The 26072-nt window shown below is 64.1% G+C and carries 24 protein-coding genes; 20 read left to right on the plus strand and 4 right to left on the minus strand.

Annotated features, from left to right (window positions below; all coding sequences use genetic code 11):
• The first annotated feature begins 57 nt into the window (after positions 1-57).
• The 4 genes from ECTHA_RS0114630 (at position 58) to pufB (ending at position 3534) form a co-directional block, all read left to right on the plus strand.
• Positions 58-1206: an FAD-dependent oxidoreductase gene (locus tag ECTHA_RS0114630; RefSeq protein ID WP_025280320.1), complete on the plus strand. Its 1149-nt coding sequence runs from the start codon at positions 58-60 to the stop codon at positions 1204-1206.
• 35 nt (positions 1207-1241) lie between these two features.
• Positions 1242-2888, plus strand: coding sequence for an alpha/beta hydrolase (locus ECTHA_RS0114635; RefSeq protein WP_025280321.1), 1647 nt, complete (start codon positions 1242-1244; stop codon positions 2886-2888).
• Between the two features lie 242 nt (positions 2889-3130).
• Positions 3131-3343 carry a light-harvesting antenna LH1, alpha subunit gene (pufA, locus tag ECTHA_RS18515; protein ID WP_025280201.1) on the plus strand — a complete coding sequence of 71 codons (213 nt, stop codon included), beginning with the start codon at positions 3131-3133 and terminating at the stop codon, positions 3341-3343.
• A gap of 50 nt (positions 3344-3393) precedes the next feature.
• Positions 3394-3534: a light-harvesting antenna LH1, beta subunit gene (gene pufB / locus ECTHA_RS0114645; RefSeq protein WP_025280200.1), complete on the plus strand. Its 141-nt coding sequence runs from the start codon at positions 3394-3396 to the stop codon at positions 3532-3534.
• 268 nt (positions 3535-3802) lie between these two features.
• Here the strand turns inward: pufB and ECTHA_RS20605 are convergent, their stop codons facing one another.
• Positions 3803-7057 (minus strand): response regulator, encoded by a 3255-nt coding sequence (locus tag ECTHA_RS20605; RefSeq protein ID WP_025280199.1) that lies wholly within the window; start codon positions 7055-7057, stop codon positions 3803-3805.
• 220 nt (positions 7058-7277) lie between these two features.
• On the opposite strand from ECTHA_RS20605, the gene ECTHA_RS0114660 reads away from it, so the two are divergent.
• From ECTHA_RS0114660 to cobJ, 3 genes are read left to right on the plus strand one after another with little or no spacing between them, the layout of a single operon-like run.
• Complete coding sequence (locus tag ECTHA_RS0114660; protein ID WP_025280198.1) at positions 7278-7910, plus strand: precorrin-8X methylmutase; 633 nt, start codon at positions 7278-7280, stop codon at positions 7908-7910.
• Positions 7907-8641 carry a precorrin-2 C(20)-methyltransferase gene (locus ECTHA_RS0114665; protein WP_025280197.1) on the plus strand — a complete coding sequence of 245 codons (735 nt, stop codon included), beginning with the start codon at positions 7907-7909 and terminating at the stop codon, positions 8639-8641. Before ECTHA_RS0114660 ends, ECTHA_RS0114665 begins: the two co-directional genes overlap by 4 nt.
• Positions 8638-9396, plus strand: coding sequence for a precorrin-3B C(17)-methyltransferase (gene cobJ / locus ECTHA_RS0114670; protein ID WP_025280196.1), 759 nt, complete (start codon positions 8638-8640; stop codon positions 9394-9396). The genes ECTHA_RS0114665 and cobJ overlap by 4 nt, the downstream gene beginning before the upstream one ends.
• 341 nt (positions 9397-9737) lie before the next feature.
• Here the strand turns inward: cobJ and ECTHA_RS0114675 are convergent, their stop codons facing one another.
• On the minus strand, positions 9738-10505 hold the full coding sequence (locus tag ECTHA_RS0114675; protein ID WP_025280195.1) for a cobalt-precorrin-6A reductase: 768 nt from the start codon (positions 10503-10505) through the stop codon (positions 9738-9740).
• A gap of 163 nt (positions 10506-10668) precedes the next feature.
• On the opposite strand from ECTHA_RS0114675, the gene ECTHA_RS18525 reads away from it, so the two are divergent.
• Positions 10669-11955 carry a bifunctional cobalt-precorrin-7 (C(5))-methyltransferase/cobalt-precorrin-6B (C(15))-methyltransferase gene (locus ECTHA_RS18525; RefSeq protein WP_025280194.1) on the plus strand — a complete coding sequence of 429 codons (1287 nt, stop codon included), beginning with the start codon at positions 10669-10671 and terminating at the stop codon, positions 11953-11955.
• 272 nt (positions 11956-12227) lie between these two features.
• The gene (gene cobM, locus ECTHA_RS0114685; protein WP_025280193.1) at positions 12228-12992 is read left to right on the plus strand and encodes a precorrin-4 C(11)-methyltransferase; all 765 of its coding nucleotides are present in this window, start codon (positions 12228-12230) and stop codon (positions 12990-12992) included.
• Positions 12993-13021: 29 nt separating this feature from the next.
• Here cobM and ECTHA_RS0114690 read toward each other — a convergent pair whose 3' ends face one another.
• Positions 13022-14134 (minus strand): cobalt-precorrin-5B (C(1))-methyltransferase, encoded by a 1113-nt coding sequence (locus ECTHA_RS0114690; protein WP_025280192.1) that lies wholly within the window; start codon positions 14132-14134, stop codon positions 13022-13024.
• Between the two features lie 20 nt (positions 14135-14154).
• Here ECTHA_RS0114690 and cobA point away from each other — a divergent pair, with 20 nt between their 5' ends.
• From cobA to recG, 7 genes are all read left to right on the plus strand, one after another.
• Complete coding sequence (cobA, locus tag ECTHA_RS18530) at positions 14155-15018, plus strand: uroporphyrinogen-III C-methyltransferase (protein WP_029762149.1); 864 nt, start codon at positions 14155-14157, stop codon at positions 15016-15018.
• Positions 15019-15084: 66 nt separating this feature from the next.
• Positions 15085-15426 (plus strand): hypothetical protein, encoded by a 342-nt coding sequence (locus tag ECTHA_RS18535; protein ID WP_128571822.1) that lies wholly within the window; start codon positions 15085-15087, stop codon positions 15424-15426.
• A gap of 46 nt (positions 15427-15472) precedes the next feature.
• Positions 15473-15991, plus strand: a complete 519-nt coding sequence (gene greB / locus ECTHA_RS0114705) for a transcription elongation factor GreB (RefSeq protein WP_025280202.1) — start codon at positions 15473-15475, stop codon at positions 15989-15991.
• Between the two features lie 10 nt (positions 15992-16001).
• Positions 16002-16136, plus strand: coding sequence for an LPS translocon maturation chaperone LptM (gene lptM / locus ECTHA_RS19655; RefSeq protein WP_084307047.1), 135 nt, complete (start codon positions 16002-16004; stop codon positions 16134-16136).
• A 66-nt stretch (positions 16137-16202) separates the two neighbouring features.
• Complete coding sequence (lysA, locus tag ECTHA_RS0114715) at positions 16203-17450, plus strand: diaminopimelate decarboxylase (protein WP_025280203.1); 1248 nt, start codon at positions 16203-16205, stop codon at positions 17448-17450.
• Between the two features lie 43 nt (positions 17451-17493).
• Complete coding sequence (locus tag ECTHA_RS0114720) at positions 17494-17877, plus strand: RidA family protein (protein WP_025280204.1); 384 nt, start codon at positions 17494-17496, stop codon at positions 17875-17877.
• Between the two features lie 30 nt (positions 17878-17907).
• The gene (recG, locus tag ECTHA_RS0114725; RefSeq protein WP_025280205.1) at positions 17908-19968 is read left to right on the plus strand and encodes an ATP-dependent DNA helicase RecG; all 2061 of its coding nucleotides are present in this window, start codon (positions 17908-17910) and stop codon (positions 19966-19968) included.
• 37 nt (positions 19969-20005) lie between these two features.
• On the opposite strand, the gene ECTHA_RS0114730 is transcribed toward recG, so the two are convergent.
• A complete protein-coding gene (locus tag ECTHA_RS0114730; RefSeq protein ID WP_026623841.1) occupies positions 20006-20671 on the minus strand; it encodes a hypothetical protein in 666 nt (221 codons plus the stop codon).
• Between the two features lie 230 nt (positions 20672-20901).
• Between ECTHA_RS0114730 and ECTHA_RS0114735 the strand changes: the two genes are divergently transcribed.
• The 4 genes from ECTHA_RS0114735 to ECTHA_RS0114750 all read left to right on the plus strand — a co-directional run bounded on the left by ECTHA_RS0114735 (position 20902) and on the right by ECTHA_RS0114750 (position 26063).
• Entirely contained in the window at positions 20902-21354 is a 453-nt protein-coding gene (locus tag ECTHA_RS0114735) for a DoxX family protein (RefSeq protein ID WP_025280207.1), read from the plus strand.
• 156 nt (positions 21355-21510) lie between these two features.
• Positions 21511-22500: a CHAD domain-containing protein gene (locus ECTHA_RS18540; protein WP_025280208.1), complete on the plus strand. Its 990-nt coding sequence runs from the start codon at positions 21511-21513 to the stop codon at positions 22498-22500.
• A gap of 234 nt (positions 22501-22734) precedes the next feature.
• A complete protein-coding gene (locus ECTHA_RS0114745; protein WP_025280209.1) occupies positions 22735-23733 on the plus strand; it encodes a TAXI family TRAP transporter solute-binding subunit in 999 nt (332 codons plus the stop codon).
• A gap of 146 nt (positions 23734-23879) precedes the next feature.
• Positions 23880-26063, plus strand: a complete 2184-nt coding sequence (locus tag ECTHA_RS0114750) for a TRAP transporter permease (protein WP_025280210.1) — start codon at positions 23880-23882, stop codon at positions 26061-26063.
• The last annotated feature ends 9 nt before the right edge of the window (positions 26064-26072 follow it).

Below are 26072 nucleotides of genomic sequence, written 5' to 3' on the forward strand. Positions count from 1 at the left end.
CCTGTGAGGGGGGAAGGGTCTATCATGGGGGTTCACCCATCCACGCAAGGGATCACCATGGCAGGCACTCTCATCCTGGGTACCGGGCTGGCCGGTTACAACGTGGCGCGGGAATTGCGCAAGCACGACACATCCACTCCGCTCACCCTGATCACGCAGGATGACGGCGAATACTACACCAAGCCCATGCTTTCCAATGCCCTGACCCAGGGCAAGACCGCCGAGTCCCTGGTGCAGCAGTCGGCGCAGGACATGGCGCGGGAACTGGACGCGGATATCCGGGCACGCACCACGGTGGCGTCCCTGGACACCCGTGCACGCAAACTGTGCCTGGAATCGGGTGAATCACTGGAGTTTGACAGCCTGGTGCTGGCTGTGGGGGCCAGCCCCATCGAATTCTCCTACGAGGGTGACGGCGCAGGGGACATCATGACCGTGAATTCCCTGGCGGATTACGCCCGTTTCCGGAGGACCCTGGAGGGTGTCGACCGGGTGGCCCTCATTGGTCCGGGATTGATCGGCTGTGAGTTTGCCAACGATATCTCCGGCAGCGGGCGCCAGGTGGAGGTGATCGGGCCGGATGCCTATCCCCTGGGTCGGCTGGTGCCCGAAGCGGCGGGCCGCGCCCTGCAGCGGGGTCTGGAGCAATCGGGCATCACCTTTCACCTGGAGACGGTGGTGACGCGGGTCGATCGTGAGGGTGATGGTTATTGCCTGCACCTGAAGAACGGCGACAGGATTCGGGCGGGAGCCGTGCTCTCTGCCATCGGGCTGCGCCCGCGCACGGCCCTGGCCGAGGCGGCGGGACTGGAGGTGAACCGCGGGATCGTGGTGGATCGTCACCTGATCACCTCCGCGGAGGGGATTCATGCCCTGGGCGATTGTGCCGAGGTGGAGGGGCAGGTTCTGCCCTATGTGATGCCCATCATGCAGGCAGCCCCCGCCCTGGGTCGCACCCTGGCTGGGGAGCCCACGGCGGTGTCCTATCCGGCGATGCCGGTTCGGGTGAAGACTCCAAGCCACCCGGTGGTGGTCTCGCCGGTCTCGCCGGATGCCCGGGGGCAATGGTCGGTGGAAGAGGTCGGGGAGGGGGTCAAGGCCCTGTTCCATGACGAGCAGGGTAAGCTGCTGGGCTTTGCACTCACCGGTCGGGAAGCCACCCGCGAGCATCAGGCGCTCACCCGGCAGTTGCCTTCGATTCTGTAAAATCTCCACCACACGATCTTCAAGGTATGGGTTTCATGGGTGTGTATGCCAATCGACTGGCCCGGTTATGGCGCCAGTTCTCTGTGGTGGGCCTGCTGGTGGGCACGCTGTTCTTCGCCTTCTCGCTCACCCCCAGTCTGGTGCCCCGTCCCTTTCTGGTTCAGGGGCTGATCTCCGGTTTGTCCTTCACCGCCGGTTACGCGGTGGGTTTCTTTGGTCGCTGGCTGTGGTCCTACGTGGAACTGCCGGTGCCCGGACCGCGGGTGGATTGGGTCATCAAGATCCTGGCCACGGTGATCTGCTCGGTGGTGGCGGTGACTTTTCTATGGCAGGCGGGGGAGTGGCAGAACGCCCTGCGGGCGCTCATGGAGATGGAAGAGGCCGGTGGCGTGCAGCCGGTGAGCGTGGGCCTGATGACCCTGGTGGTGTTCGTGATCCTGCTCACGCTGGCCAGGTTGTTCAAGCACACCTTCCGCTTCCTGGCGCTATGGCTGGGGCGCTATATCCCCCAGCACGTCTCCAATGTGGTGGGTGTCCTGGTGGCTGCCGCCCTGTTCTGGTCGGTCATTGATGGGGTGATCTTCTCGCTGGCCCTGCGCGCTGCCGACAACTCCTATCAGCAGGTGGATGCCCTGATCGAGGATGAGTTGACCCGGCCCACGGATCCCCTCAAGGCAGGCAGCGTGGATTCCTATGTGGACTGGCGCGACCTGGGGCGGCAGGGTCGCAATTTCGTTTCATCCGGGCCCAGGGCGTCGGATCTGAGCGAGTTTTTTGGCGAGAACACCATGGAGCCCATTCGCATCTACGTGGGCCTGAACGCCGCAGAGACGGCAGAGGAGCGGGCCGACCTGGCCCTGAGGGAGCTCAAGCGGGTCAACGCCTTCGAGCGTTCCGTCCTTTTGCTGGTGACGCCCACGGGGACCGGGTGGGTGGATCCCGCTGCGCTGAATCCGATGGAGTATCTGCACCGGGGGGATATTGCCACGGTCACGGCCCAGTATTCCTACCTGCCCAGCGCCCTGTCACTGATGGTGGAAGGTGAATACGGGGCCGAGATGGCCCGCGCCCTGTTCGAGAAGGTGTATGGGCACTGGTCGAGCCTGCCCGCCGACGAACGCCCCCGGCTTTACCTTCACGGCCTGAGCCTGGGAGCCCTCAATTCGGATCGTTCCTTCGACATCTACGATGTGATCCAGGATCCTTTTCATGGCGCCCTGTGGAGTGGTCCCCCATTTCGCAGCGAGACCTGGCGCAAGGCCACCCGGGAGCGTGACCCGGGCACGTCGGCCTGGCTGCCCAGCTTCCGCGATGGTGACGTGGTGCGATTCATGAACCAGCATCAGGGGCTTGATCGTTACGACGGCGAGTGGGGGGCGTTCCGCATCGCCTACCTGCAGCATGCCAGTGACCCCATCACCTTCTTCGATCCGGAGAGCTTTTATCGGGAACCCGAATGGATAAGGGAACCCCGTGGACCGGATGTGTCGCCGGATCTGCGCTGGTACCCCATCGTGACCATGCTGCAACTGGCAGCGGACATGGCGGCCGGGTCAACGCCTGCGGGCTTTGGTCACACCTTCGCGGCAAACGATTACATCGACGCCTGGCGCGTGCTGACCGAACCGGAGGGGTGGAGTGAATCGGATATCGAGCGTTTGCGTGCCCTGTTCAACGACTGAAAATCGACTCTGGCAGGTCGCCATGTTGACGTGGCTCAAGCTTTTGGGAGTCTTGCGGGAGAGTTGGGCTTGTCGGTGTATCGGTGCCTTGACATCCCCCTGTGTCCTCGTAGACTTACACCCCAACGCCAGCCCGGTGGCGCAGCCTAAACGGGTTTGGTGAGACAAAGTTTGAGTAGTTGTGGCGAGTGCAATGACCTGGATCTCGCACGAGATCCGGAAAAACCAAGAGGACTAATGAAATGAGCGAATACAGACCGAGCAAGCCGAGCAACCCCAGAGACGACTGGAAGCTGTGGCTGGTGGTGAACCCCGGCACTTGGCTGATGCCCATCCTGATGGCCGTCCTGGTCGTGGCCCTGGTCGTTCACGCTTTCGTGTACAGCAACGACAACTACAACCCGCTGACCTTTGATGCGTCCGCGGAAGTTGCTGCTGAAGAAGCTGCTGAGTAAGCGATTACACCGCTCACTCAAGCCATCGACCTAATCAGAGGATAATCATCATGTATGACAACAGCATCTCCGGTCTGACCGAAGAACAGGCCAAGGAATTCCACGAGCAGTTCAAGACCACCTTCACCGTGTTCATGGTGCTGGCTGCTGCTGCTCACTTCCTGGTGTTCCTGTGGAGACCCTTCTACTAAGGTCTGCCATGCCGCTTCTGTGAAGTAGCGGTGCGGGTAGAGGAGTGGCTGATTCGCCCATCAACGATCGACTGTGACTTTTGCAGAGGCCAGTGGATCGGCGGCGAATCAGGCTCCTCTACCGTTCCCAGAGGACTTGAAGCCGAGTTTGACTAAATTGCTCGGGTATTGCAACCCCCTCTCGGCGAAAAATGACCAACACGCCTCCCCGGCGTGAGTTCTGACCCCCGCCCCCCCTTAAGTATTTACGCAGAATGTACCCGGTGCCCTACTGGCCTGAGTGGAGTCCGACCTGATTGCGTCCGGATGCCTTGGCCTTGTAGAGGGCTTCATCGGCGAGGTTGATGAGTGCCCCAGGGTCTCCCTCATGGAGTTTCGGCCGCGCCGAGGCCACGCCCAGACTCACAGTGAGATGGGTGTGAGTGCTTGAGGCGGCATGTGGAATACCAAGCGCCAGAATGGCTGCCTGAATCCTCTGGGCCACGGTCAACACACCCTCCCTGTTGGTTCCGGGCAGAACACACACAAATTCCTCTCCGCCGTAGCGGGCCACCAGATCCGTGGTGCGCGGCAGGGTATCGCTCAGCGCACGGGCCACCGCCTGCAGGGCATCATCGCCCGCCACATGGCCATAGTGATCGTTGAAGGGCTTGAAGTGATCGATATCCAGCAGGATGAGCCCGATGCACCCACCGGTGCGACTGGCGTGATTCCATTCCTGCGTCAGGACATCATCGAACTGGCGTCGGTTGGCGATGCCGGTGAGACCGTCGATGCGGGACAAGCGCGCCAGCGTGTCCCGCTGGCGCTTGAGTTCGATGTGGTTGCGTACACGTGCCTCGACAATGGCGGGGTGAAAAGGCTTGGTGATGTAGTCCACGGCGCCCAGTTCCAGGCCTTTGCGTTCTTCCTCCTGCTGATCCTTGGCCGTGACAAAGATGACCGGGATGTCCTGGGTGGCTTCCAGCGCGTTCAGGCGCCGACAGACCTCATAACCATCCATGCCCTGCATCTTGATATCCAGCAGAATCAGGCCGGGTCGAAGCGACTCCGCCCGCCTCAGTGCCTGCTCGCCATCGATGGCGACGCTGACCTGATAACGCCGGTCGAGGATGTTATGCAGCAGTTGAAGGTTGATGCGGCTGTCATCCACCACCAGAACCCTGGGTCTTTCATCCAGGCCTGGTTCGTTATTCTGGTTGTCACCCGCCACCTGATCGAGCAAGGGTGCCAGGGCCCGTGAGGCCTGCTCGAATTCAAAGTCCTCCAGAAGCTCGGCCAGCTGTTTCAGCACGGCGGACCCCTCAAGCAACGCCGCATCCTGCAATTGCGCCAAAAGGTCCGATGCCTCCGGGCTGCAGGCCGCCAGCTGCGTGGCCAGGGTGCGCAGACGTTCCACGAGGGATCGCCCCGGGGCTTCTGGGTCACGTGGGGTGTGCTTCAAGCCCTGTTCATCAACGGCCCTGGGAAGCCACTGCGACAACACCTGGTGCATCTGTGCCGGATCGATGGGCTTGGCAATGAAATCATTCATGCCGCTGGCCAGGCACCGTTCCCGGTCCTCGGCCATGCTATGGGCGGTCATGGCGATGATGGGCAGATTATCCAGGGCCTTTTGACTACGGATCCAGCGGGTGGTCTCGTAACCATCCAGCACCGGCATCTGTATGTCCATCAGTATCAGGTCGAAAACCGATTGCGACAGTTGTTTCAGTGCCTGTTCGCCATTGTCTGCCAGGCTCACCGTCAGGCCCATGCGCGTCAACAGCGCCTGAGCCACTTCCTGGTTGAGCAGGGTGTCTTCCACCACCAACACCCGACCGACAAGGCGCTCCCGGACACGGGGGGGCTGGGTTGAACGGGCTGCGGGACAAGCGGCCTTGGGAAGTGTCAGCTCGAACCAGAATTCACTGCCCTTGCCCTGCTGGCTTTGTAGCTGGATCTGCCCGCCCATGAGCCGGGTCAGGTGCTGGGATATGGACAGTCCCAGGCCGGTACCGCCAAAGCGGCGGGTGGTGGAGGCATCGGCCTGGGAGAACGGCTTGAACAGCCGCGCCTGCTGATCCAGCGGTACCCCGATCCCCGAATCATGGACTCCGAAGCGCAGGCGGACGGAGTCCTGGTCATCCTCCAGCAGGTCCACGCAGAGGCGTACGTACCCCTCGGGAGTGAACTTGATCGCGTTGGCCACCAGGTTGGACAGGATCTGGCCCAGGCGCAGAGGGTCACCGATCAGCAGGCGAGGCACGTTCGCCGGGCACACGACCGAGAGTTGCAGGCCCTGGTTCTCGGCCTGTGCGGCAAAGCCGGAGACCACGTTGTCCAGCACCGTGGACAGATCAAACCGGGTTCTCTCCAGTTCCACCCGATTGGCTTCTACCTTGGATAAGTCAAGGATGTCATTGAGCAGGCCCAGCAGATTGTCGGCAGACTTTTGCAACTTGCTCAGGTAATCCCTTTGTTGTTCGGAGAGGCTCGTCTGGGCAAGCAGGTGACCCATGCCCGTGATGGCATTCATGGGGGTGCGGATCTCGTGGCTCATGTTGGCCAGGAAACGACTCTTGGCCAGGGTGGCCGCCTCGGCAGCCTCCTTGGCCTCACGAAGGGTGCGATCTGCCTCCCGGCGGGCGAAGGCACCGGCGAAGATCTGCGCGATTGTCTTGAGCAGGCCAATCTCGTTCTCATTCCATGTGTAGGAGCGATCCACGATATCCAGTCCGCAGAATCCGGTCAGGGCGTCGTTGCTGAACAGGGGGAGGGCCAGCAGGGAGCGGATCTCCTGGGATTCGAGCAGGGCCCGTTCGGCGGCTGCCTCTTCAGTGAGGGCACTGACGTCGGGCACATGCACGCATCGTGAATCGCGCAACTTGGCCATGAACCAGGGCGATTCCGAGGCCGGTATGTCGGTGAGGCGCTCCATCTGAGGGGTCACGCCCTCGGCACACCACTCGTGGGTATTGCAAACCAGCGCGCCGTCCTTCTTGAACCGGAACACATAAGCACGACTGGCCTGGAAAAACCGGCCCATGCTGGCCAGGGCCTCATCCACGGCCCCATCCACGCCGTCGTCTGTGGCGTTCACGAATCGGGCAGAGATGTCCGAGACCATCGCCTCGAATCGCAACTGTCGTCGCAGGCTGGCCTCGGCCTGCTTGCGATCATCGATCCGGTTCCAGACCGCATGGAGCAGATTCTCACCGTCGTGCTGAATCCGCGTGAGCAGCACCTCCATCCAGATGTCACGACCCGCACGGGTCCGATGCACCCATTCGAAACGGTGTGAGCCACGCGCCATGGCGGTGGCATTCATCTCGAGGGCCTTTTCCAGGGATTGACGTCCGTCCGGCTGGGTGGGAGGGGAAAACAGGCCGGGACTCAGGTTCAGCAAATCCGAGCGGTCGTCGTAGCCCAGCATCTGCACGGCCGCCTGATTGCAATCCACGATCAGGTCATTGGCGATCAGCAACATGCCATTGGCGCTGTGCTCGAACAGGGCTGGAATGAGTGCCTGATGGAGTTTCACTGAATCCTTGCACCTTTTTCTTTTTCCAGCTGCGGAGTCACCGCAGCGTTCATGTACGAGACTAGTCTCACGGTATCAGTTGCGTTTGATCAAGACGACGCAGGGTGCAAGGGGCGGGATCAGTGGCAGGCCGGGCGTCGGATGATTGCCCCTGGCGGTTGGACTCGCTAAGCTTGTTGCCCCGCTTTCGCCCACTGCGGCGCCGTCCGCATACGACTCCATGCCCCATACCTACGACTATATCAAGGATGGCCAGGCCATCTACGCCAAGTCCTTTGCCACCATCCGTTCCGAGGCACGCCTCGATCGGTTCAATACCGAGGAGGCCCGGGTGGTGGTGCGTGTCATCCATGCCTGCGGGATGGTGGACGTGGCTGAGGAGGTGATCTTCTCGTCCCACGCCGCCCACGCCGGACGCGAGGCCCTGCTGGCAGGCAAGCCCATTCTGTGTGACAGCCAGATGGTGGCGCATGGGATTACCCGGGCGCGGCTGCCGGCGGATAATCCGATCCTGTGCACCCTGAACGATCCCAAGGTGCCCGAGCTGGCCAGGCAGATTGGCAACACGCGTTCTGCCGCCGCCCTGGATCTTTGGGGTGAGCACATGGACGGGGCCGTGGTGGCCATCGGCAATGCCCCGACGGCGCTGTTTCACTTGCTGGAGCTGATCGACGCGGGTGCGCCGCGCCCGGCCCTGGTGATCGGCATGGCAGTGGGGTTTGTGGGGGCGGCAGAGTCCAAGGACGCCCTGGCGGCCTATCCGGGGCTGGAGTCCGTGATCGTACGGGGCCGTCTGGGGGGCAGCGCCATGGCCGTGGCTGCGGTGAATGCCCTGGCCAGTGAGAAGGAATGATGCCGACCGGCACCCTGTACGGCATCGGTCTGGGCCCCGGTGACCCGGAGCTGATCACCCTCAAGGCCCTGCGTCTGCTTCAGGCGTCACCGGTGGTGGCGGCCTTCTCCAAGGCCGGGCGCACCGGCAATGCCTGGACCATCGCCGCCCCCCATCTGCGGGAAGATCAGACCCGTCTGCGCCTGGAGTATCCCTTCACCCTGGAAGTATCGGTGACCGATCCCCGTTATCACCGGGAGATGGGGGTGTTTTACGAGGCGTGCGCGGCGCGATTGGCGGAGCACCTGGAGGCGGGCCGGGATGTGGCGGTAATCTGCGAGGGGGATCCTTTCTTTTATGGCTCGTACATGTACCTCCATGATCGTCTGGTGGAGCGTTTCCCGGTGCAGGTGGTCCCGGGCATCACAGGCATGAGTGCCTGCTGGACGCAGGCCAATACGCCGATCACTCATGGGGATGATGTGCTGACGGTGTTGCCGGGTACGCTCCCTGAAGACACTCTGGTGGAGCGTCTGGCCCATACGGATGCCGCCGTGTTCATGAAGGTGGGCCGTAATCTGCCGCGGGTTCGTTCGGCTCTGGCTCGTGCGGGGATGCTGGAGCGGGCCTTGCTGGTGGAGCGGGGTTCCATGGAGGGGGAGCGGGTGCAGCGGCTGGCGGAGCGCGCCGAGGATGAGCCGGCGCCTTATTTCACCATTGTGCTGGTTCCCGGCAGACAGGGGGTACGATGAGCGGTTGTGTGGATATCATTGGTCTGGGGCCAGGTGCCGAGGATCTGCGCTGTCCTCGGGCTGCCCGGGCTCTGGAGCAGGCCACGGATCTGGTGGGTTATGTGCCTTATGTGGAGCGCGTGGCCGCGGCCACGGGGCAGCGGGTCCATGGTTCGGACAATCGTGAGGAGATCATGCGGGCGCGTCTGGCGCTGGAGTTGGCGGAGCAGGGTCGTCGGGTGGCGGTGGTGTCTTCCGGCGATGGTGGTGTCTTCGGTATGGCGGCGGCGGTGTTCGAGGCCATGGATCATGGGGAGCCGCAGTGGCGGGATCTGGATGTGCAGGTGTACCCGGGGGTTTCTGCGGTGCTGGCGGCGGCGGCGCGTCTGGGTGCGCCGTTCGGGAATGATTTTTGTGTGATTTCTCTCTCGGATAATCTGAAGCCGTGGGGGGTGATCCTGAACCGTGTGGAGGCGGCGGCTCAGGTGGGGTTTGCGATGGCCTTTTACAATCCGATTTCGAAGTCCCGACCCTGGCAGTTGGGGGAGGCGCTGGATCGGTTGCGGGTGCATTTGCCGGGGTCGGTGCCGGTGATGTTTGCCCGTGCGGTGAGTCGTCCGGAGGAGCATGTGGCGTTCACCACTTTGGGTGATGCTCGCCCGGAGCAGGCGGATATGCGCACCCTGGTGATCGTGGGCAATGCGGAGACGCGGGTGATCGAGCGTGCCGGGCGTGATCCCTGGGTGTATACGCCGCGGAGTGTGGGTGGGGGCTGACTTGGTCCTCTGCCTGGTTTTTGCTTCGGTGGTGGTTCCCCTCATCGGGGCCGCATTCCTTGCGGCGGGACGCCGTGAATACATCCCTGTAGGCTTGGCCACCGCATCCCTGCGGTGAACACCCGCCTCCAGGAACCCGCCCCCGCTGAGGGGATTCGGCTATTGTGGCTTCGTTCGGGGTGCCTGGTCTTCCTGCGTGATACTTTCCGGAAGTCCGTGGGGTCGTTCTTCGCGGCCGGGGGCCGCTCCCACGAGGGTTCCACCTTTGGCTGCAAGCCTCCTGTTCCTGTGGGAGTATGTTTGTGGGAGCGGGCCTTGCCCGCGATTGAGGCGCCCGTGCCTTAGCGCCCTGCGCTGAACTGATGCAGCAATGCCAGTGCTGCCTGCGGAGTCGCTGTCTCGTGGTTGGCCCTGGGCAGGAGGGGACGTTCCACCATGATCACTTCCACGCCACATTGGCGGGCGGCCTGCAGTTTGGCCTGGGTGGCTTCCCCGCCGGAGTTCTTGGTGACCAGGGTGTCGATGTGGTGTTCCCTCAGCAGTGTCAGCTCATCTTCCAACTGGAAGGGGCCGCGTTGGGTGAGGCACAGGCAGTGGGGCGGGCGGGTTTCGGGGAGTTCGACGCTGCGGGTGATGTAGTGGTGCTGGGGGGCCTGGCAGAAGGCGGCCAGTTCCAGTTGGCCGATGGTGAGCAGTACCCGTTTGGGGGTGTCGCCCAGGGCCTGGGCGGCGGCGGCCATGTGGGGCACGCTGCGCCAGTGATCTTCGGGCTCGGGAGTCCATGCAGGGCGGCGCAGGGCCAGGAGTTTGCAACCGGCTTGATCCGCTGCGGCGGCTGCGTTGGCGGAGATCCGGGCTGCGAAGGGGTGGGTGGCGTCGATAATGATGTGGGTGCCTTCGGCGCGAATCCATTCCACCAGGCCGGGTACGCCTCCGAAGCCGCCGGTGCGACAGCGCAGGTCGGGCAGGCGGGGGTTGCTCGTGCGGCCTGCGACGGAGTAGACCGGGTCGTAGCGCGCGTCGTCTTCCAGGGCCCTGGCCAGTTCCATGGCTTCGCCGGTGCCACCGAGGATGAGGAGTTTGAGGGGGTGTCGGGTGTCTTCAGGCATGGGAGGGGGAGGTTTCAGGGGACGGCCGATGATGGCTCATCACCTTACTGGACATGGCCTTGGTGTTCCATGATCAGTGGGGTTGGGGTGAGGGTGGGAGGGGCCGGCAGGGATCCCAATTTATGGCACACTTACAGGAATCACTTCCCCCACTGCATCGCACATGACGGATTCCCCTCTGACCCAACCTTTCTCATCCCGCCCATGGCTGCACTTGATCGGCCTGGGAGAGGAGGGCATTGATGGTTTGACCCCTGCCGCCCAGGTCCTGGTGCGTTCCGCCGAGCTTGTGGTGGGTGGCCGGCGCCATCTGGAGTTGGCTTCTTCGTTGATTCAGGGCCGGGCGCTGCCCTGGGCATCGCCCCTGTCGGATACGCTGCCTGAGCTCATGGCCCATCGAGGGCGCCTGGTGGTGGTGCTGGCCTCGGGAGATCCCTTTTTCTTTGGTGTGGGCAGCACCTTGCGTCCGCATCTGGAGCCGAGCGAGTGGCGGTGTCTGCCGCATCCTTCCAGTGTGGCGCTGGCAGCGTCCCGCCTGGGTTGGTCGCAGCAGGACTGTGCGGTGATCTCCCTGACGGGGCGGCCCCTGGAGAGCCTGCGTCCGGCATTGCAGCCGGGTGGCCAGGTGTTCGTGCTCAGTGCCGATGCAAACACGCCATCCCAGGTGGCCCGGGCGCTGGTGGATTGGGGCTTCGGGGAAAGCATCGTGACCGTGCTGGAGGCCCTGGATGGTCCTCGAGAACGTCGGCGATCGTCGGTGGCCCATTGCTTCGATCTGGGTGACGTCAATCCGTTGAACCTTCTGGCCATTCAGGTGGTGGCGGGGCCGGAGGCCCGGGTGTTGCCGCGGTCACCGGGTTTGCCCGATGACTGGTTTGAGCACGATGGTCAGATCACCAAGCGTGAGGTGCGGGCCGTGACCCTTTCCAGCCTGCGGCCCAGGGTGGGTGAGATGCTCTGGGATGTGGGGTGTGGCTCGGGGTCGGTGTCCATTGAATGGCTTTTGGCGCATCCCTCCACCCAGGCCATTGCGCTGGAGAGTCATGAGGATCGTGCGGCCCGTGCTGCCCGCAATGCGGCATCGCTGGGGGTGCCTCGCCTGGAGTTGAAGGTGGGGCGGGCTCCGGCCGTGCTGGAGGGTTTGCCGCCGCCGGATGCCGTCTTTCTGGGTGGAGGGGCGCGGGACCCGGAGGTGATCGAGCGTTGCTGGGAGGCATTGCGGCCTGGTGGACGCTTGGTGGCCAATGTGGTGGTGCTGGAGACGGAGCAGGTGATTCAGGCCGCGTGGCAGCGACTGGGTGGTAGTCTCACGCGACTCTCCGTGGAGCGTCTGGACAAGGTGGGTGGGCTGCATGCCTTCCGGCCGGCCATGTCGGTGGTGCAATGGGTGGTGGACAAGCCGGTTTCGCGTGCCGCCCCCGGCCGCGAAGAGTATGCCTCGTCACCTTGATCCGGGTGTCTTTGTGGGAGCGGGCCTCGCCCGCGAAAGGTGTGCCCGGGATCTGTCTTGGTGGTGGATCCCCTCACCGGGGGCCGCATTCCTTGCGGCGGGACGCCGTGAATACGGCCCTGTAGGCTTGATCGCCGCCTCCTTGCGGTGAACACCCGCCTCCAGGAACCCGGCCCCGCTGAGGGGATTCGGCTGTTGTGGCGCTGATCTTGTATCGTGTGCTGTTCGGCCGACTGTTTTTCGTTCTTTCCGGACCTTCACAGGATTAACACATGACTGTTCATTTCATCGGCGCCGGGCCCGGTGCCGCCGACCTGATCACCTTGCGTGCGGCGCGTTTGCTGGGCGAGTGCCCGGTGTGTCTGTATGCGGGGTCCATCGTCCCCCGGGAGGTGCTGGAGCATTGTCCGGCGGGGGCGCGTCTGGTGGATACCGCGCCGCTGGATCTGGATGCCATCGAGGCGGAGTATGTGCGTGCCTTCGAGGCGGGGGAGGATGTGGCGCGGCTGCATTCCGGTGATCTCTCGGTGTATAGCGCCGTGGCGGAGCAGATGCGGCGTCTCGAGCGTCTGGGCATTCCGTACACCCTCACCCCCGGTGTGCCGGCCTTTGGTGCGGCGGCTGCCGTGCTGGGTCGGGAGTTGACGGTGCCGGAGGTGAGCCAGAGCCTGGTGATCACCCGGGTGTCGGGGCGGGCCTCGAAGATGCCGCCGGATGAGACCCTGGAGAACTTTGCCCGCACCAAGGCCACGCTGGCGATTCATCTGGCGATTCATCGTCTGGAGGAGGTGGTGGAGCGCCTGGAACCGTTTTATGGGGCGGATTGTCCGGCAGCGGTGGTGGCGCGCGCCACCTGGCCGGACCAGGTGGTGGTGCGTGGCACCCTGGGGGATCTGGTGGAGATGATGCGGGCCTCGCCGGTGGAGCGCACGGGGTTGATCCTGGTGGGGCATGCCCTGGGGAGTCGGGATTTTCGGGAGAGCGCCCTTTATGATCCGGGCTATCGACGCCGCTATCGGTCCGGGGGTGGGGCGTAGGCTGGCGGGAGAGGGGTTGGGGTGAGGGCCTACGGGGCTGAGGTGGCCTCGCCCACCAGATGACCGGAGCGGTCAAACACCAGGATCTCCAACTGGCTCTGCTGGGGGTCGATCAGATGTAGCGCAAAATGCAGCGCTGCCCGGGCTACGGCGTCGCCGATGGGAACGTCGGCGGCCCGGGCATGGTCGAACGCTTCAGCCACGGTGTTGGACTGACGAATCCTCTCCTGACAGGTTTCGTCCGCCCCTGCGGTGGCCGCCAGATCCGCCAATTGCCCCAGGTCCGCCTGGCCACGTCGGGAGTGTACATCCATGAAACCCTGGGACAGCTTCGTGATCTTGGCCATGCCGCCGGCCACCGTGATGCGTGGTACGGGATGAGTGCGCAGGTATTTGAGCATGCCGCCGATGAAGTCCCCCATGTCGATGAGTGCCTCTTCGGGCAGTCCGTGATGGGCCTGCACGGCCTTCTCGGAGGTGCGCCCGGTGGAACCAGCCACGTGGGGCAGCCCAGCGGCCCGGGCCACGTCGATGCCCCGCTGGATGGAATGGATCCAGGCCGAACAGGAGAAGGGGATCACCACGCCCGTGGTACCCAGGATGGACAGCCCGCCGACGATGCCGAGGCGGGGATTGAGGGTCTCGATGGCAATTTCTGCCCCCCGCGGGACAGATATTTCCACTTCAACGTCGCCGGGCACGTTAAACTGTGCGGCTATCTCGCCCACGGCCTGCTGAATCATGGCCCGGGGCGATGGATTGATGGCGGGTTCGCCCGCCGGGATGGGCAGGCCCGCACGGGTGACCATGCCCACCCCTTCGCCGGCGGCAAATGTGACGCCGCTTCCCGGTGCGCCCAGGCGTACCTTGGCCCGGATCAGGGCGCCATGGGTGACATCCGGGTCATCCCCGGCGTCCTTGATGATGCCCGCCATGGCGGTGCCATCCCCCTGTTCCTGCACCGCCAGGGAGAATGCCGGGGTGCGGTTCTTGGGCAGGGTCACCTGGACGGGGTCCGGGAAATGGCCGCTCATCAGGGCCGTGAAGGCCGCCTTGGTGGCCGCGGTGGCACAGGCCCCCGTGGTCCAGCCGCGTCGGAGGGCTGTACCCTGTTCAGGGGGCGTAGGGGTCTGCTCGGACATAGCACGGAGTATACTGATCGATGAATTCACTGTCCCGGACAAGCCATCCCGTCATGGGTACGGCGCTGGATACACTGGACGCCCTGATCCCGGGGCTGCCGCGCATGCGCCCGGGCGAGGTGTGGATCGTGGGTGCCGGGCCGGGCGACCCGGGGCTGCTGACCCTGCATGCGCTCTCGGCCCTGTTGCAGGCGGATGTGCTGGTGCACGATGCCCTGATCGACCCCAGAACCCTGGCCATGGTGCGCCCCGACGCGGTACGCATCTTTGCCGGCAAGCGTGGCGGCAAACCCTCCACTCATCAGGACGACATCACGGCCACCCTGGTGGATCAGGCTGGGCGCGGTTTTCGCGTGGTGCGCCTCAAGGGAGGCGACCCCTTCATGTTCGGTCGGGGTGGGGAGGAAGTGGCTGCGCTGCTGGAGGAGGGGATTCCCAATCGCGTGATTCCCGGCCTCACTTCGGGTCTGGCGGGATTGAGTGCGGTGGGCATTCCGGCCACCTGCAGGGGTGTGAATCAGGCGGTGTTCCTGGCCACTGGCCATGGGGCCGGGCGCAAGCCCACGCCGGAGGGCATTGACTGGTCCCTGGTGGCCCGCCTGGGGCAGCCCGTGGTGCTGTACATGGCCATCAAGAACCTGCCCCATATCCTTCAGGGTCTCACCGATGGGGGCATGGTGGCGGACACGCCGGCGGCCGTGGTGACCTCGGCCACCACGCCCCAGGAACGGGTGGTGATCGCCACGCGGGCGACCCTGCTGGAGACCATCACCCGGGAGCGCCTGGAAGCGCCGGCCATCATTGTGCTGGGGGAGATTGTCCAATGCCGCACCACCCTCAACCGGGTGGTGACCCACACGGCTCAGGAGATGTCAGGCAGCTGAGCGTTTCACTGGTTGGCCGTTTCCGGCCATGTATTCCAGGTCCGTTTGTCCCGGGAGCACCCTGTCATGAGCAATGTTCGTCAAAGGTTGGCCTCCATGCGCAGGCATCTGGATGCCCTGCAGTCCACCGCCGGCGAGGCGGATGCCAATGTACGGGATCTGATTGCGCAGTTGAGCGACGAGTTGGCTGGCCTTGAGCAGGCGCTGGACCCGCGTCAGTCCGAGTCCTCGCCGGGCCATGCGGTCACCCGGGAACCGGATGGCGATGCGGAGAAGTGTCCCTGCTGCACCCTGCGTTCCCTGTATGCGGTGCCGGGAGAGGTGCGGGACAGTCAGGATCGTGACGGCAGCCAGGAGGCCCTGTTCCACTGCTGGAGCTGTGGCTACGATACATGGCGTCCTGTCTGAGGCCCGAGGCCATGGTGAAGTATCGGATTGATAAGGTTTTGTTCTGATGGCACGCTGGCGCCCACCGCAACCCCGTTCATCCCCCCATATCACCGCCGAGGGTCACGCGGCCCTTGAGGCGGAGTTGCAGGGTCTTTGGACGCGCCGCGCCGATGTGACCCGCCACCTGTCCGCCGCAGCGGCCGAGGGCGATCGTTCGGAGAACGCCGAATATATCTACCGCAAGAAGGAATTGCGGGAGATCGACCGGCGCATCCGCTACCTGCAGAAGCGAATACCGTCCCTGCAGGTGGTACGTGATCCCCCGACGGATCAGGCCCGTGTCTTTTTCGGCGCCTGGGTCACCCTGGCCGATACCTCGGGTCGGGAGGTGGTCTACCGTATCGTCGGTGCCGATGAGTTTGACCCGGAGCGGGGCTGGATCAGCCTGGATTCTCCCGTGGCCCGGGCCTTGCTGGGTAAACACCTGGATGACGAGGTGGAGGTGGAAACGCCAGGCGGGGTCGTCCGCTACGAGGTGGTGGACGTGGCTTACCGGGATGCCGAGGCTTCCCCTGATTCATGAGGTGCATGCCATGCGTTTTTGCTGGTCCAATCTGTTGCTCATCGTCGTGGTCGTGATTCTGGGGACGGCCAGCATGCTGTCCAGTTGCGGTCAGCGCGGCGATCTGTACCTGCCCGATGATGAAGATCAACGGGCCGACCCCTAGGCCCTTCAGTTCTCCATCAAACAACCCACCGGGCCACCGGCCCGCCTCCGAACCGGATATCGACGGATGGATCATTTCAATTATCAGGATGGCGTTCTCTGTGCCGAGGACGTGAGCCTTGAATCCCTTGCCCAGGCCCACGGCACGCCATTGTACGTGTATTCCCGCGCGACCCTGGAGCGGCACTGGAAGGCCTTTGACGATGCCCTGGGGAATCATCCCCATCTGGTGTGCTATGCAGTGAAGGCCAATTCCAGCCTGGCAGTGCTGAACGTGCTGGCACGTCTTGGGGCGGGCTTCGATATCGTCTCCGGTGGCGAGCTGGAGCGGGTGCTGCGGGCCGGGGGCGACCCCGGGCGCGTGGTGTTCTCGGGCGTCGGCAAGCAGGTGGGGGAGATGCGCCGGGCGCTGGAGGTGGGTATCCGCTGCTTCAATGTGGAATCGGTGGCGGAACTGGAGCGCCTGAACCGGGAGGCGGGGGCGCTGGGCATGATCGCGCCGGTCTCCATCCGCGTGAATCCCGATGTGGACGCCGGTACTCACCCCTATATTTCCACCGGCCTGAAGGAGAACAAGTTCGGTGTGGATGTGGAGGATGCCCTGGATCTCTACCGCCAGGCGGCCGCTCTGCCCCACCTGAAGGTCGCGGGACTGGATTGTCACATCGGTTCCCAACTCACATCCCTGGAGCCGTTCGTGGATGCCCTGCGCCGGGTGATCCTGCTCACCCGGGCCCTGCAGGCAGAGGGTATTCAACTGGAGCACCTGGACCTGGGTGGCGGCCTGGGCATCCGTTACCAGAACGAGACGCCGCCCTCGCCGCGCGACTATGCTCAGGCGATGCTGGCCGAGCTCAAGGACACCGGCTACGAAATCCTGCTGGAGCCCGGTCGGGCCATTGCCGGCAATGCGGGGGTGCTGGTCACCCGCGTGGAGTACCTCAAACCCACCCGCCACAAGGATTTTGCCATCGTCGATGCGGCCATGAACGATCTCATCCGCCCGGCCCTGTACGACGCCTGGATGGATATCCTGCCGGTGCGCCCCCGCAGCGCTGAAAGCCGTGAATATGATGTGGTGGGTCCTGTGTGCGAGACCGGCGATTTCCTGGGCAAGGGACGCTCGCTGGTGCTGGAGCAGGGCGATCTGCTGGCGGTACGGTCCGCCGGCGCCTACGGTTATGTGATGAGTTCCAACTACAATACCCGTGCCCGGGCCGCCGAGGTGATGGTGGAGGGTGAGAAGGCCCATGTGATCACCCGGCGCGAGACCCTGGAGGACCTGCTGGCGCGGGAAACGGTATTGCCCGAGTAGCATGAGACAATAGACAACCCACCATGACGCATAAGGAGTCCCCATGGCACGCGAGATCATCGCCACCCCCAAGGCCCCTCAGGCCATCGGCCCCTATTCACAGGCGGTGAAGGTGGGCAGCACCGTGTACCTGTCGGGCCAGATCCCGCTCATTCCCGAAACCATGGAACTGGTGGATGGGCCCATCGAGGACCAGGTGCGCCGCGTCTTCGATAATCTGTCGGCGGTGGCCGAGGCCGCTGGAGGGGATCTCAACGACATCGCCAAGCTCAATATCTTTCTCATCGACCTGGGGAATTTCGTCACCGTCAACGAGATCATGAGCCAGTACTTTGCCGAGCCCTATCCGGCCCGCGCCGCCATCGGCGTGGCCAGCCTGCCCAAGGGCGCGCAGGTGGAGATGGATGCCATCATGGTACTGGAGTAGGCCTGACTCCCCCACGCAACGGATGCACCCATGACTGAACCCATCACCGCCCTCAAGGGCGTGGGTCCGAAGATGGCGGCCCGGCTGGAGCGCCTGGGCATCGCCACCGTCACCGACCTGCTGTTTCATCTGCCGGCCCGCTACCAGGATCGCACCCGCCTCGTGGCCATCGGCAGCCTGCGGCCCGGCGACGAGGGGGTGGTGGAAGGGGAGGTGGATCACACCGAGGTAGTGGCCCGTTCCCGGCGCATGCTGCTGGTGCATCTGAGTGACGGTACTGGTGGGATCACCCTGAGGTTCTTCCATTTCTCCGGCGCTCAGCAGCAGGCCATGGCCCGGGGCTCCCGCCTACGCTGTTTCGGTGAGGCTCGCATGGGCAAGGCGGGCATGGAGCTGGTGCATCCCGAGTACCGCATCCTGCGTGAGGGGGAGGCGGCGGTGGAAGAGTCCCTCACGCCCATCTATCCCACCACCGAGGGGCTGCACCAGATGAGCCTGCGCCGGCTCACCGACGAGGCCCTGGCTCGCCTGGACCGGATCCCCGAGTGGCTGCCCGCGCATATCCTGGATTCGTCGGGGTTGCCGGATCTGGTCACGGCCCTGCGCACCGTGCACCGCCCGCCGCCCGATGCCCCCGTGTCCAGCCTGCTGGAGGGCCGCCATCCGGCCCAGCGTCGACTGGCCTTCGAGGAACTGGTGGCCCACCACCTGAGCCTGGGCCGAGTGAGGGCGCGGACCACGGATCAGCCGGCACCGCCGGTGCAGGTGCCCGGCGAACTCGTGCGCCGGTTGCGGGATAACCTCCCGTTTTCGCTGACCGGGGCCCAGCAGCGGGTGATTCAGGAACTGGTCACCGACATGGCCCGGCCCCATCCCATGCTGCGTCTGGTGCAGGGGGACGTGGGGGCAGGCAAGACCCTGGTGGCCGTGGCCGCCTGTCTGCATGCGGTGGAGGCGGGTTATCAGGCGGCGGTGATGGCGCCCACGGAGATCCTGGCCGAGCAGCACCATCGCAACTTCAAGGCCCTGCTGGAGCCTCTGGGTATTGAAGTGGCCTGGTTCTCCGGCAAGCAGGGAGTCCGATCCCGCCGTGAGGCCAGTGAGGCCCTGGCCTCCGGGCAGGCCCAGGTGGCGGTGGGCACCCATGCCTTGTTCCAGGGGGATGTGACCTTCCATGACCTGGCCCTGGTGGTGGTGGATGAGCAGCATCGCTTCGGGGTGCATCAGCGCATGGCCCTTAGGGAGAAGGGTGCCCGGGACGGGCGTCTGCCCCATCAGTTGATCATGACCGCCACCCCCATCCCCCGCACCCTGGCCATGACCGCCTACGCGGACCTGGACTATTCAGTCATCGATGAACTTCCGCCGGGGCGCACGCCCATCAAGACCGTGGCCCTGAGCGATGACCGGCGCGATGAAGTGGTGCAGCGCATTCACCACGCCATTGGTGAGGGGCGCCAGGCCTACTGGGTGTGCACCCTGGTGGAGGAATCCGATGTGCTGCAGGCCCAGGCAGCGGAGGATACCCATGCCCAGCTGGAGGAGGCCCTGGAGGGTATCCGCGTGGGGCTGGTGCACGGGCGCATGAAACCCCGGGACAAGGAGGCGGTGATGGCCCGCTTCAAGGCCGGGGAGGTGCAGTTGCTGGTGGCCACCACGGTGATCGAGGTGGGCGTGGATGTGCCCAATGCGTCACTGATGATCATCGAGAATGCCGAGCGCCTGGGACTGGCTCAGCTGCATCAGTTGCGCGGGCGTGTGGGGCGGGGCGAGGCAGCCAGTGCCTGCGTGCTCATGTATCACCCGCCGCTGTCCCAGACGGCCCACCGTCGTCTGGAGGCCTTGCGCAACAGCACCGATGGCTTCGAGATCGCCCGTATCGACCTGGACCTGCGCGGCCCCGGCGAGGTGCTGGGCACGCGTCAGACCGGAATGATGCAGTTTCGCATCGCCGATGTAGTAAGGGATCAGGACCTGCTGGAGGACGTGAAGGCCGCCGCCGGCCGCCTGGCGGCCGAGCACCCGGACCACGTGGACCCGCTGATCGACCGCTGGCTGAGCGGATCGCAGGAATATGGCCGGGTAGGCTGAGCGCCACGAGACCCGTTGGCCTCGCGGCGCTGAGGGGTCAGAAGCGGTAGGCCACGCCCAGGCTCAGGACCGGGTAGTACTTGAAGTCGTCCAGGTCGTCCTGGAGTTCTTCCTGCTCCCTGCGCAAATCCTCGCGGAATTCGTTTTCCAGTTGAGCGTTGCCGTTATCCAATTCGCCCCTCAAGCTGACATCCGGTGACCCCGTGAACATCACACCCGCGTCGAAGGCAAAGGACCAGCGCCCGCCCTGGATCGCATTGCCATAGCCAATTCCCAGGTATGGGGCGAAACTGCGCCAGTCGATGGTGGCATCCAGCGTGCCTTGATAAGGTTCGGCGCCGTCGCCAATATCCAACTCACCCCGGGCCTTACCGGTCAGCTCATTGCCGTTGTAATACGCCCCGGCGGTCAGGCGGAAGCCGCCGCTGAAGGGATGCCAGTCGGCCAGCAGCGCGGCACTGCGCAGCTTGAGATCGGCGTCGTAGTCCACATCGGTCTCTTCCACGTCGGTACTGTAGGTGAAGCCATACAGTCCGCCGCGCAGATTGACGTTCTCCCGCAGGCCGTATGTGCCCTCCACGCCCAGGCCGGTGGTGCCCACCTTGGCCCCCAGGGCGAAAGAGTCCGCCTGTGCCGCCCCCCCGGCGGTCAGCAGACCCACGGACATCAGGACGGCGATGAGTTTGATTGACTTCCTGTTCATGCTGTATTCCCCCGAATACAAGGATTCAAAGATCAAATTGAACAAAACCCTGCTGCCAGTGGACCAATAGGCACAACGGCCACCGGGAAGCCCTTTCAGTGTAAGGTCCGGATGACTCCGGGGCGCCCCGTTCGTCGGTGAGATGAACGCGCCCCTCGGTCCGGGCAACCTGGGGCGGTTGGCGCGGGAATCACACCATGCTCCCTCAATGATCGAAAAGGAGACGCTAAATGCAACTGAACCTCAACGAACTACTCTTCAGCGGTCAGACGCCGGGCGCCGTGGCGACGGATGCCGGCATGACCGTGCTGCGGGTGGCCGCCGGACTGATGATGGCCTTCGGGCACGGGTTCGACAAATTGCCTCCGTCTGCAGGATTCGTGGGCATGGTGGAAGGGCTGGGGTTTCACTCGCCCGAGTTGTTTGCCTGGATGGCCGGGCTGGCCGAGGGGATTGGCGGGTTGCTCCTGGCGGCCGGTTTGCTGACGCGCGCCTCGGCGGCCGCCATCCTGGGCGCCATGCTGGTGGCAGCCTTCGTGGCCCATGGGGGTGATCCGCTGTTTGCCACCGGTGGCCCGAGCAAGGAGCTGGCCCTGCTGTACGCCGCCGTGATGGTGCCCTTCCTGTTTGCCGGCTCCGGTCGCTATGGGGTGGACGCCATGTTCCGCCGTCAGGAAGTCTGATCGGCAGGGATCCGACACCGTGCGGCCCCGTACGAGCATGACGTCCGGGGCTGCCCGTTCCTCTCACCACCTTTCCCCGCAGCTGTCATACTTTCATCATACTGTCATCTTGCTCGGTCTTAATGTTGCCCCTGATATCCATCGATCCGGAGCCCCATGAAACAACCCCTGGCAGCCCAACCCGCCTCCCGCGCTGTCCGTCACCTGGCCAGGACCTATCTGGACCAGGCCCAGGCGGCCTGCGACCGGCTGGATGACCCCGCAGACACCGAAGCATTGCACGATTTTCGAGTGGCGCTGCGGCGCCTGCGTAGCCTGCTCAAGGCCCACAAGGGCTATGCAAAACAGTGGTTGTCCAAAAAACTTCGCCAGCGCGCCAAGGACCTGGCATCCAGTACCGGGCTGGCAAGGGATACCGAGGTTCAGCTGGCCTGGCTCATGACGCAGCAGGAGCGCATCAAGTCCCATCAACGACCGGGTTTCCTGTGGATGAAGGAGCGCCTGCAGGATCGCCTTGGTGACGAATACGCGGATATCCGGCAGGCAACACCGTCTGCCTTCAAGCGTTTCCGCAAGCGCATGAACGAGCGCCTGGATCTGGACAAGGACGATGACGCACCGCCGTTCGGTCGGGTCACGGCTCTGCGCCTGACGGAGGCCGCCGAGGATTTCCGTGCTCATCTGGACCAGGTGAAGATGGGAGCCGCCCAGGAGGAGGTGCATCAGGCGCGCATTGCCGGCAAGCGTCTGCGCTATTTGCTGGAACCCGTGGCCAAGGAACTGGAGGGCGGCAAGGACCTCATCAAGGAACTCAAGGAGATGCAGGACCTCATGGGCGAGATCCACGATATCCAGGTGTTCGCGGAGGAACTGGCCCAGGCCTCCGAGGAGGCTGGAGCCGAGCGAATGCGGCGGATGGTGGAACTCTCTCTGGCGCGCGGTCAGGACGATCCGGATCTGCAGGCAGCCCGGCGCACCGACGAACGGGCGGGCCTGATGAGCCTGGCCCGGCAGCTTCATGACCGCCAGGAACACCTCATGTCACGGCTGACCGCCAAACTGGAGGATGGCGAGGCAGAGCGCTTTCTGGCGCATCTGGCGCAGGCAGCAGAGCAGCTTGACGTGCTGGCTTACCCCGAGGGCTGATTCCGGCCGCTGGCACCTGACGGCAGGTAGCCCACCACGTTTCGCCTGCAATTTTTGCCCACTCACTTCAACCGAATCCATCAATCCGTAATAATCCGCACCCGGTCTATGCTATCTTCCGAGTCGGGCTTGGCCGGCGGGGACATGGCAGTCTGTCCGGATGGCCCACGTTTCAAACCATCCAGAAGAACGGGAGACCCGAACGGTCCCCAGACTCCCAGGAGGAGTTTTGCCATGCTGAAAAGTTGTATGCGTTGGGCGGGAGTGGCCGCCCTGAGCTGTGCGATGGTCCTGGGCGGCGTCGCGTCCGCGGACGACCGCTCCGATTGGCCGCGTTCAGCCAAGCTGGGCACGGCCTCTCAGGGCGGAACCTACTTCATCTACGGTGCCGGCTGGGCAGGTCTGGTTGACGAAGCAACCGGCGTCAACATGTCCGCCGAGGTCACCGGTGGCCCCGCCCAGAACATGGTGCTGGTACACCAGGGCGAACTGCATTTCGGAATGACCACCATGGGACCGGCCTTTGAAGGTTGGCACGGCCAGCTGCAGGTGGCCAGGGGCCTTGAGACGCGTAATGTGCGTGCCATGTTCCCCATGTATCAGACTCCTCTGCAGGTGGTGGCCTTGCAGCGTTCGGGTATCGAGAGCATCTCTGACCTGGACGGCAAGCGTGTGGGTGTAGGCCCCCGTGGAGGCACCGCCAGCATGTTCTGGCCACGTTTCTTTGAGGATCTGGGCCTGAACGTGCGTGTGCGCTTTGGCGGTGCCGCCGACCAGGTGGGTCAGGTGCAGGACGGCATCCTGGATGCCTTTGCCTTTGCCGCTGGCGTGCCCATCTCCGCCTTCAGTCAGATCGAGGCCCAGCAGCCGGTGAACATCTTCTCCCTCAACGAGGAAGAGATCGCCCAGATGGTGGAAAACCATCCGGTGAGCCGCATCGTCATCCCCGGTGGCACCTACCGCACCGTGGAGGAAGATCAGCCTACCGTGGCCCTGTGGAACTTCGCCATTGCCAGCAAGGACATGCCGGAGAGCTTTGTCTACGAGATCATGAAGACCGTGTTGGACAACAACGACCGCATGATGAGCATTCATCGCTCCGCGGCTGAAACCTTGCCCGAGAACATGGAACACAACACCTTCATGTGGTTCCATCCCGGTGCAGTGCGTTACTACCAGGAAAGGGGCATCGAGGTGCCCGAGGATCTGATTCCGCCCGAGTACGAGGGCTGATCAGCCATCAGGATGGCATGCAAGGGCTCGGGCCGCGTGACGCGGCCCGAGCCTTTTGCCGCTGAATCTTACTGACGCCCCGATTGCGTGCCATCCGCGCCCGGCGTGTCATGTCAATCTAACAGTATGCTCAGAAGAACTCTCCCATGACGAGCTCCGAAAAATCGGGCCCCGCTGAAGACAAAGACATTGCTGCCGCCGCGGCTGCTGACGCCGAGGAAGGGACATCGTCACAGCGCAATCTCACCCGCTGGCAATACTGGCTGCTGTTTGCGCTGGGTCTGACCTATACCAGTTTCCACCTGTTGGTCCTCAACGTCTTCCCCATGGAGACCTGGACCTTCCGTATTCTTCACGTGGCCGGTGCCCTGGTGATCGGCTTCGCCATTGTGGCCGCTTGCGTGCCGCCCTCCGAACAATCCCCCGGTCGACGATGGCTACTGGAATTGCTGCCCATGGTGATCACCGTGGGCGCGGCGCTCTACGCCGTGGGTGCCGTCATCGCCGCCTATCTCATGCGCCATGTGTGGGGTTATGACTCATGGTCCATGCCGGACTGGCTCTTCCAGAGTTTCGGTTGGACCCTGCTGGCCACCACCGTGTTGGGTATCCTGTTTGCCTGGGTCTTCAAGCCCCGCTCGGATCGCATCGGCTGGTATGACTGGTCATTGATGGCCGCCAGTGTCTCGGTAGGTGCCTATCTGGTCTTCCATCTGGAAGACCTGCAGTTCCGGGCCGGCGTGATGCCCACCCAGCCCGACTTCTGGGTATCGGTGGCGGGTATCCTGCTGATTCTTGAACTCACCCGGCGCGTGGCCGGCATGGCCCTGGTGGTGATCGCCGCGGTCTTCATCCTCTATGGTTTCATCGGTCCCTGGCTACCCGGAGTGCTGGAGCATGGCGGTTACAATGCCGATCGCTTCTTCACCTACCTGTACACCGACAACGGCATCCTGGGCCCCACCACGGCGGTGTCCTCCACCTACATCATCCTGTTCATCGCCTTTGCCGCCTTCCTGCAGGCCTCCAAGGTGGGTGATTACTTCGTGAACTTCGCCTTTGCCGCCGCCGGGCGGGCCCGGGGCGGTCCGGCCAAGGTGGCCATCTTCGCCAGTGGCCTGATGGGCATGATCAACGGCACCTCCGCCGGTAACGTGGTGGCCACCGGTTCCCTCACCATTCCGCTGATGAAGCGCGTGGGCTACAACCCGCGCAGTTCCGGCGCCATCGAGGCGGCCGCCTCCACCGGCGGGCAGATCATGCCGCCGGTGATGGGGGCGGGCGCCTTCATCATGGCGGAGATCACCGGCATCCCCTACACCGAGCTCATCATCGCCGCCCTGATACCGGCGGTGCTGTATTTTGCCTCCGTATACTTCATGGTGGATCTGGAAGCCGCCAAGACAGGGATGAAGGGGCTGCCCTCGAAAGAACTGCCCAAGGTCGGCAAGCTGCTGCGTCAGCTCTACCTGTTCGCGCCCATCATCATCCTGATCGGTGCCCTGTTCATGGGCTATTCCGTGATCCGTGCCGGGACCGTGGCCCTGATGAGTGCCGTGGTGGTGAGCTGGCTCACACCCTTCCGGCTGGGCATCATCGGCTCTGCCAAGGCACTGGAGCTGGCGGCGCGCATGGCCATCCAGTTGATCGCCGTCTGCGCCTGTGCCGGCATCATCGTGGGGGTGATCGGTCTCACAGGCGTGGGGTTGCGCTTCTCCTCCATGCTGCTGGCCGTGGCCGACAACAGCCAGCTGCTGGCCCTGTTCTTCGCCATGGGCATCTCCGTGATCCTGGGCATGGGCATGCCCACCACGGCGGCCTATGCGGTGGCGGCCTCGGTGGTGGCACCCGGCCTGATCCAGATGGGGGTGGAGCCGCTGGTGGCCCACTTCTTCGTCTTTTACTACGCGGTGATCTCGGCCATCACCCCGCCGGTGGCCCTGGCGGCCTATGCGGGTGCAGCCATCGCCGGCTCGGAGCCCATGCGTACCTCGGTGACGGCCTTCAAGATCGGTCTGGCGGCCTTCATCGTGCCGTTCATCTTCTTCTATCACCCGGCCCTGCTCATGGAGGGTGAATGGTGGAAGATCACCCAGAGCTTCCTGACCGCCCTGCTGGGCGTGTTCATGCTGGCGGCCGCGGCCCAGGGCTGGTTCTTCGGTCTGGCCAGCAGCGTGGTCCGGGGGCTGCTGTTCATCGGTGCCCTGATGGCCATCTCCGGCGATCTGCTCAGTGACGCCGTGGGTCTTGGCATGGGCGTGGTGCTGTTGCTCTGGCAGTTGAAGGTGTCCGGGGGCAAACCCAAGCCTCCCGTGGCCGAGGCCTCATGACGGCCTGAT

Origin of the sequence: Ectothiorhodospira haloalkaliphila ATCC 51935 (genome assembly GCF_000633935.1) — a bacterium.
In the GTDB taxonomy this organism is placed as follows: domain Bacteria; phylum Pseudomonadota; class Gammaproteobacteria; order Ectothiorhodospirales; family Ectothiorhodospiraceae; genus Ectothiorhodospira; species Ectothiorhodospira haloalkaliphila.

What these genes read in the sequence shown, in the direction of transcription:
- ECTHA_RS0114630 (WP_025280320.1), top strand. Translation starts at nt 58, where the DNA reads ATGGCAGGCACTCTCATCCTGGGTACCGGGCTGGCCGGTTACAACGTG.
- ECTHA_RS0114635 (WP_025280321.1), top strand. Translation starts at nt 1,242, where the DNA reads ATGGGTGTGTATGCCAATCGACTGGCCCGGTTATGGCGCCAGTTCTCT.
- pufA (WP_025280201.1), top strand. Translation starts at nt 3,131, where the DNA reads ATGAGCGAATACAGACCGAGCAAGCCGAGCAACCCCAGAGACGACTGG.
- pufB (WP_025280200.1), top strand. Translation starts at nt 3,394, where the DNA reads ATGTATGACAACAGCATCTCCGGTCTGACCGAAGAACAGGCCAAGGAA.
- ECTHA_RS0114660 (WP_025280198.1), top strand. Translation starts at nt 7,278, where the DNA reads ATGCCCCATACCTACGACTATATCAAGGATGGCCAGGCCATCTACGCC.
- ECTHA_RS0114665 (WP_025280197.1), top strand. Translation starts at nt 7,907, where the DNA reads ATGATGCCGACCGGCACCCTGTACGGCATCGGTCTGGGCCCCGGTGAC.
- cobJ (WP_025280196.1), top strand. Translation starts at nt 8,638, where the DNA reads ATGAGCGGTTGTGTGGATATCATTGGTCTGGGGCCAGGTGCCGAGGAT.
- ECTHA_RS0114675 (WP_025280195.1), bottom strand. Translation starts at nt 10,505, where the DNA reads ATGCCTGAAGACACCCGACACCCCCTCAAACTCCTCATCCTCGGTGGC.
- ECTHA_RS18525 (WP_025280194.1), top strand. Translation starts at nt 10,669, where the DNA reads ATGACGGATTCCCCTCTGACCCAACCTTTCTCATCCCGCCCATGGCTG.
- cobM (WP_025280193.1), top strand. Translation starts at nt 12,228, where the DNA reads ATGACTGTTCATTTCATCGGCGCCGGGCCCGGTGCCGCCGACCTGATC.
- ECTHA_RS0114690 (WP_025280192.1), bottom strand. Translation starts at nt 14,134, where the DNA reads ATGTCCGAGCAGACCCCTACGCCCCCTGAACAGGGTACAGCCCTCCGA.
- cobA (WP_029762149.1), top strand. Translation starts at nt 14,155, where the DNA reads ATGAATTCACTGTCCCGGACAAGCCATCCCGTCATGGGTACGGCGCTG.
- ECTHA_RS18535 (WP_128571822.1), top strand. Translation starts at nt 15,085, where the DNA reads ATGAGCAATGTTCGTCAAAGGTTGGCCTCCATGCGCAGGCATCTGGAT.
- greB (WP_025280202.1), top strand. Translation starts at nt 15,473, where the DNA reads ATGGCACGCTGGCGCCCACCGCAACCCCGTTCATCCCCCCATATCACC.
- lptM (WP_084307047.1), top strand. Translation starts at nt 16,002, where the DNA reads ATGCGTTTTTGCTGGTCCAATCTGTTGCTCATCGTCGTGGTCGTGATT.
- lysA (WP_025280203.1), top strand. Translation starts at nt 16,203, where the DNA reads ATGGATCATTTCAATTATCAGGATGGCGTTCTCTGTGCCGAGGACGTG.
- ECTHA_RS0114720 (WP_025280204.1), top strand. Translation starts at nt 17,494, where the DNA reads ATGGCACGCGAGATCATCGCCACCCCCAAGGCCCCTCAGGCCATCGGC.
- recG (WP_025280205.1), top strand. Translation starts at nt 17,908, where the DNA reads ATGACTGAACCCATCACCGCCCTCAAGGGCGTGGGTCCGAAGATGGCG.
- ECTHA_RS0114730 (WP_026623841.1), bottom strand. Translation starts at nt 20,671, where the DNA reads ATGAACAGGAAGTCAATCAAACTCATCGCCGTCCTGATGTCCGTGGGT.
- ECTHA_RS0114735 (WP_025280207.1), top strand. Translation starts at nt 20,902, where the DNA reads ATGCAACTGAACCTCAACGAACTACTCTTCAGCGGTCAGACGCCGGGC.
- ECTHA_RS18540 (WP_025280208.1), top strand. Translation starts at nt 21,511, where the DNA reads ATGAAACAACCCCTGGCAGCCCAACCCGCCTCCCGCGCTGTCCGTCAC.
- ECTHA_RS0114745 (WP_025280209.1), top strand. Translation starts at nt 22,735, where the DNA reads ATGCTGAAAAGTTGTATGCGTTGGGCGGGAGTGGCCGCCCTGAGCTGT.
- ECTHA_RS0114750 (WP_025280210.1), top strand. Translation starts at nt 23,880, where the DNA reads ATGACGAGCTCCGAAAAATCGGGCCCCGCTGAAGACAAAGACATTGCT.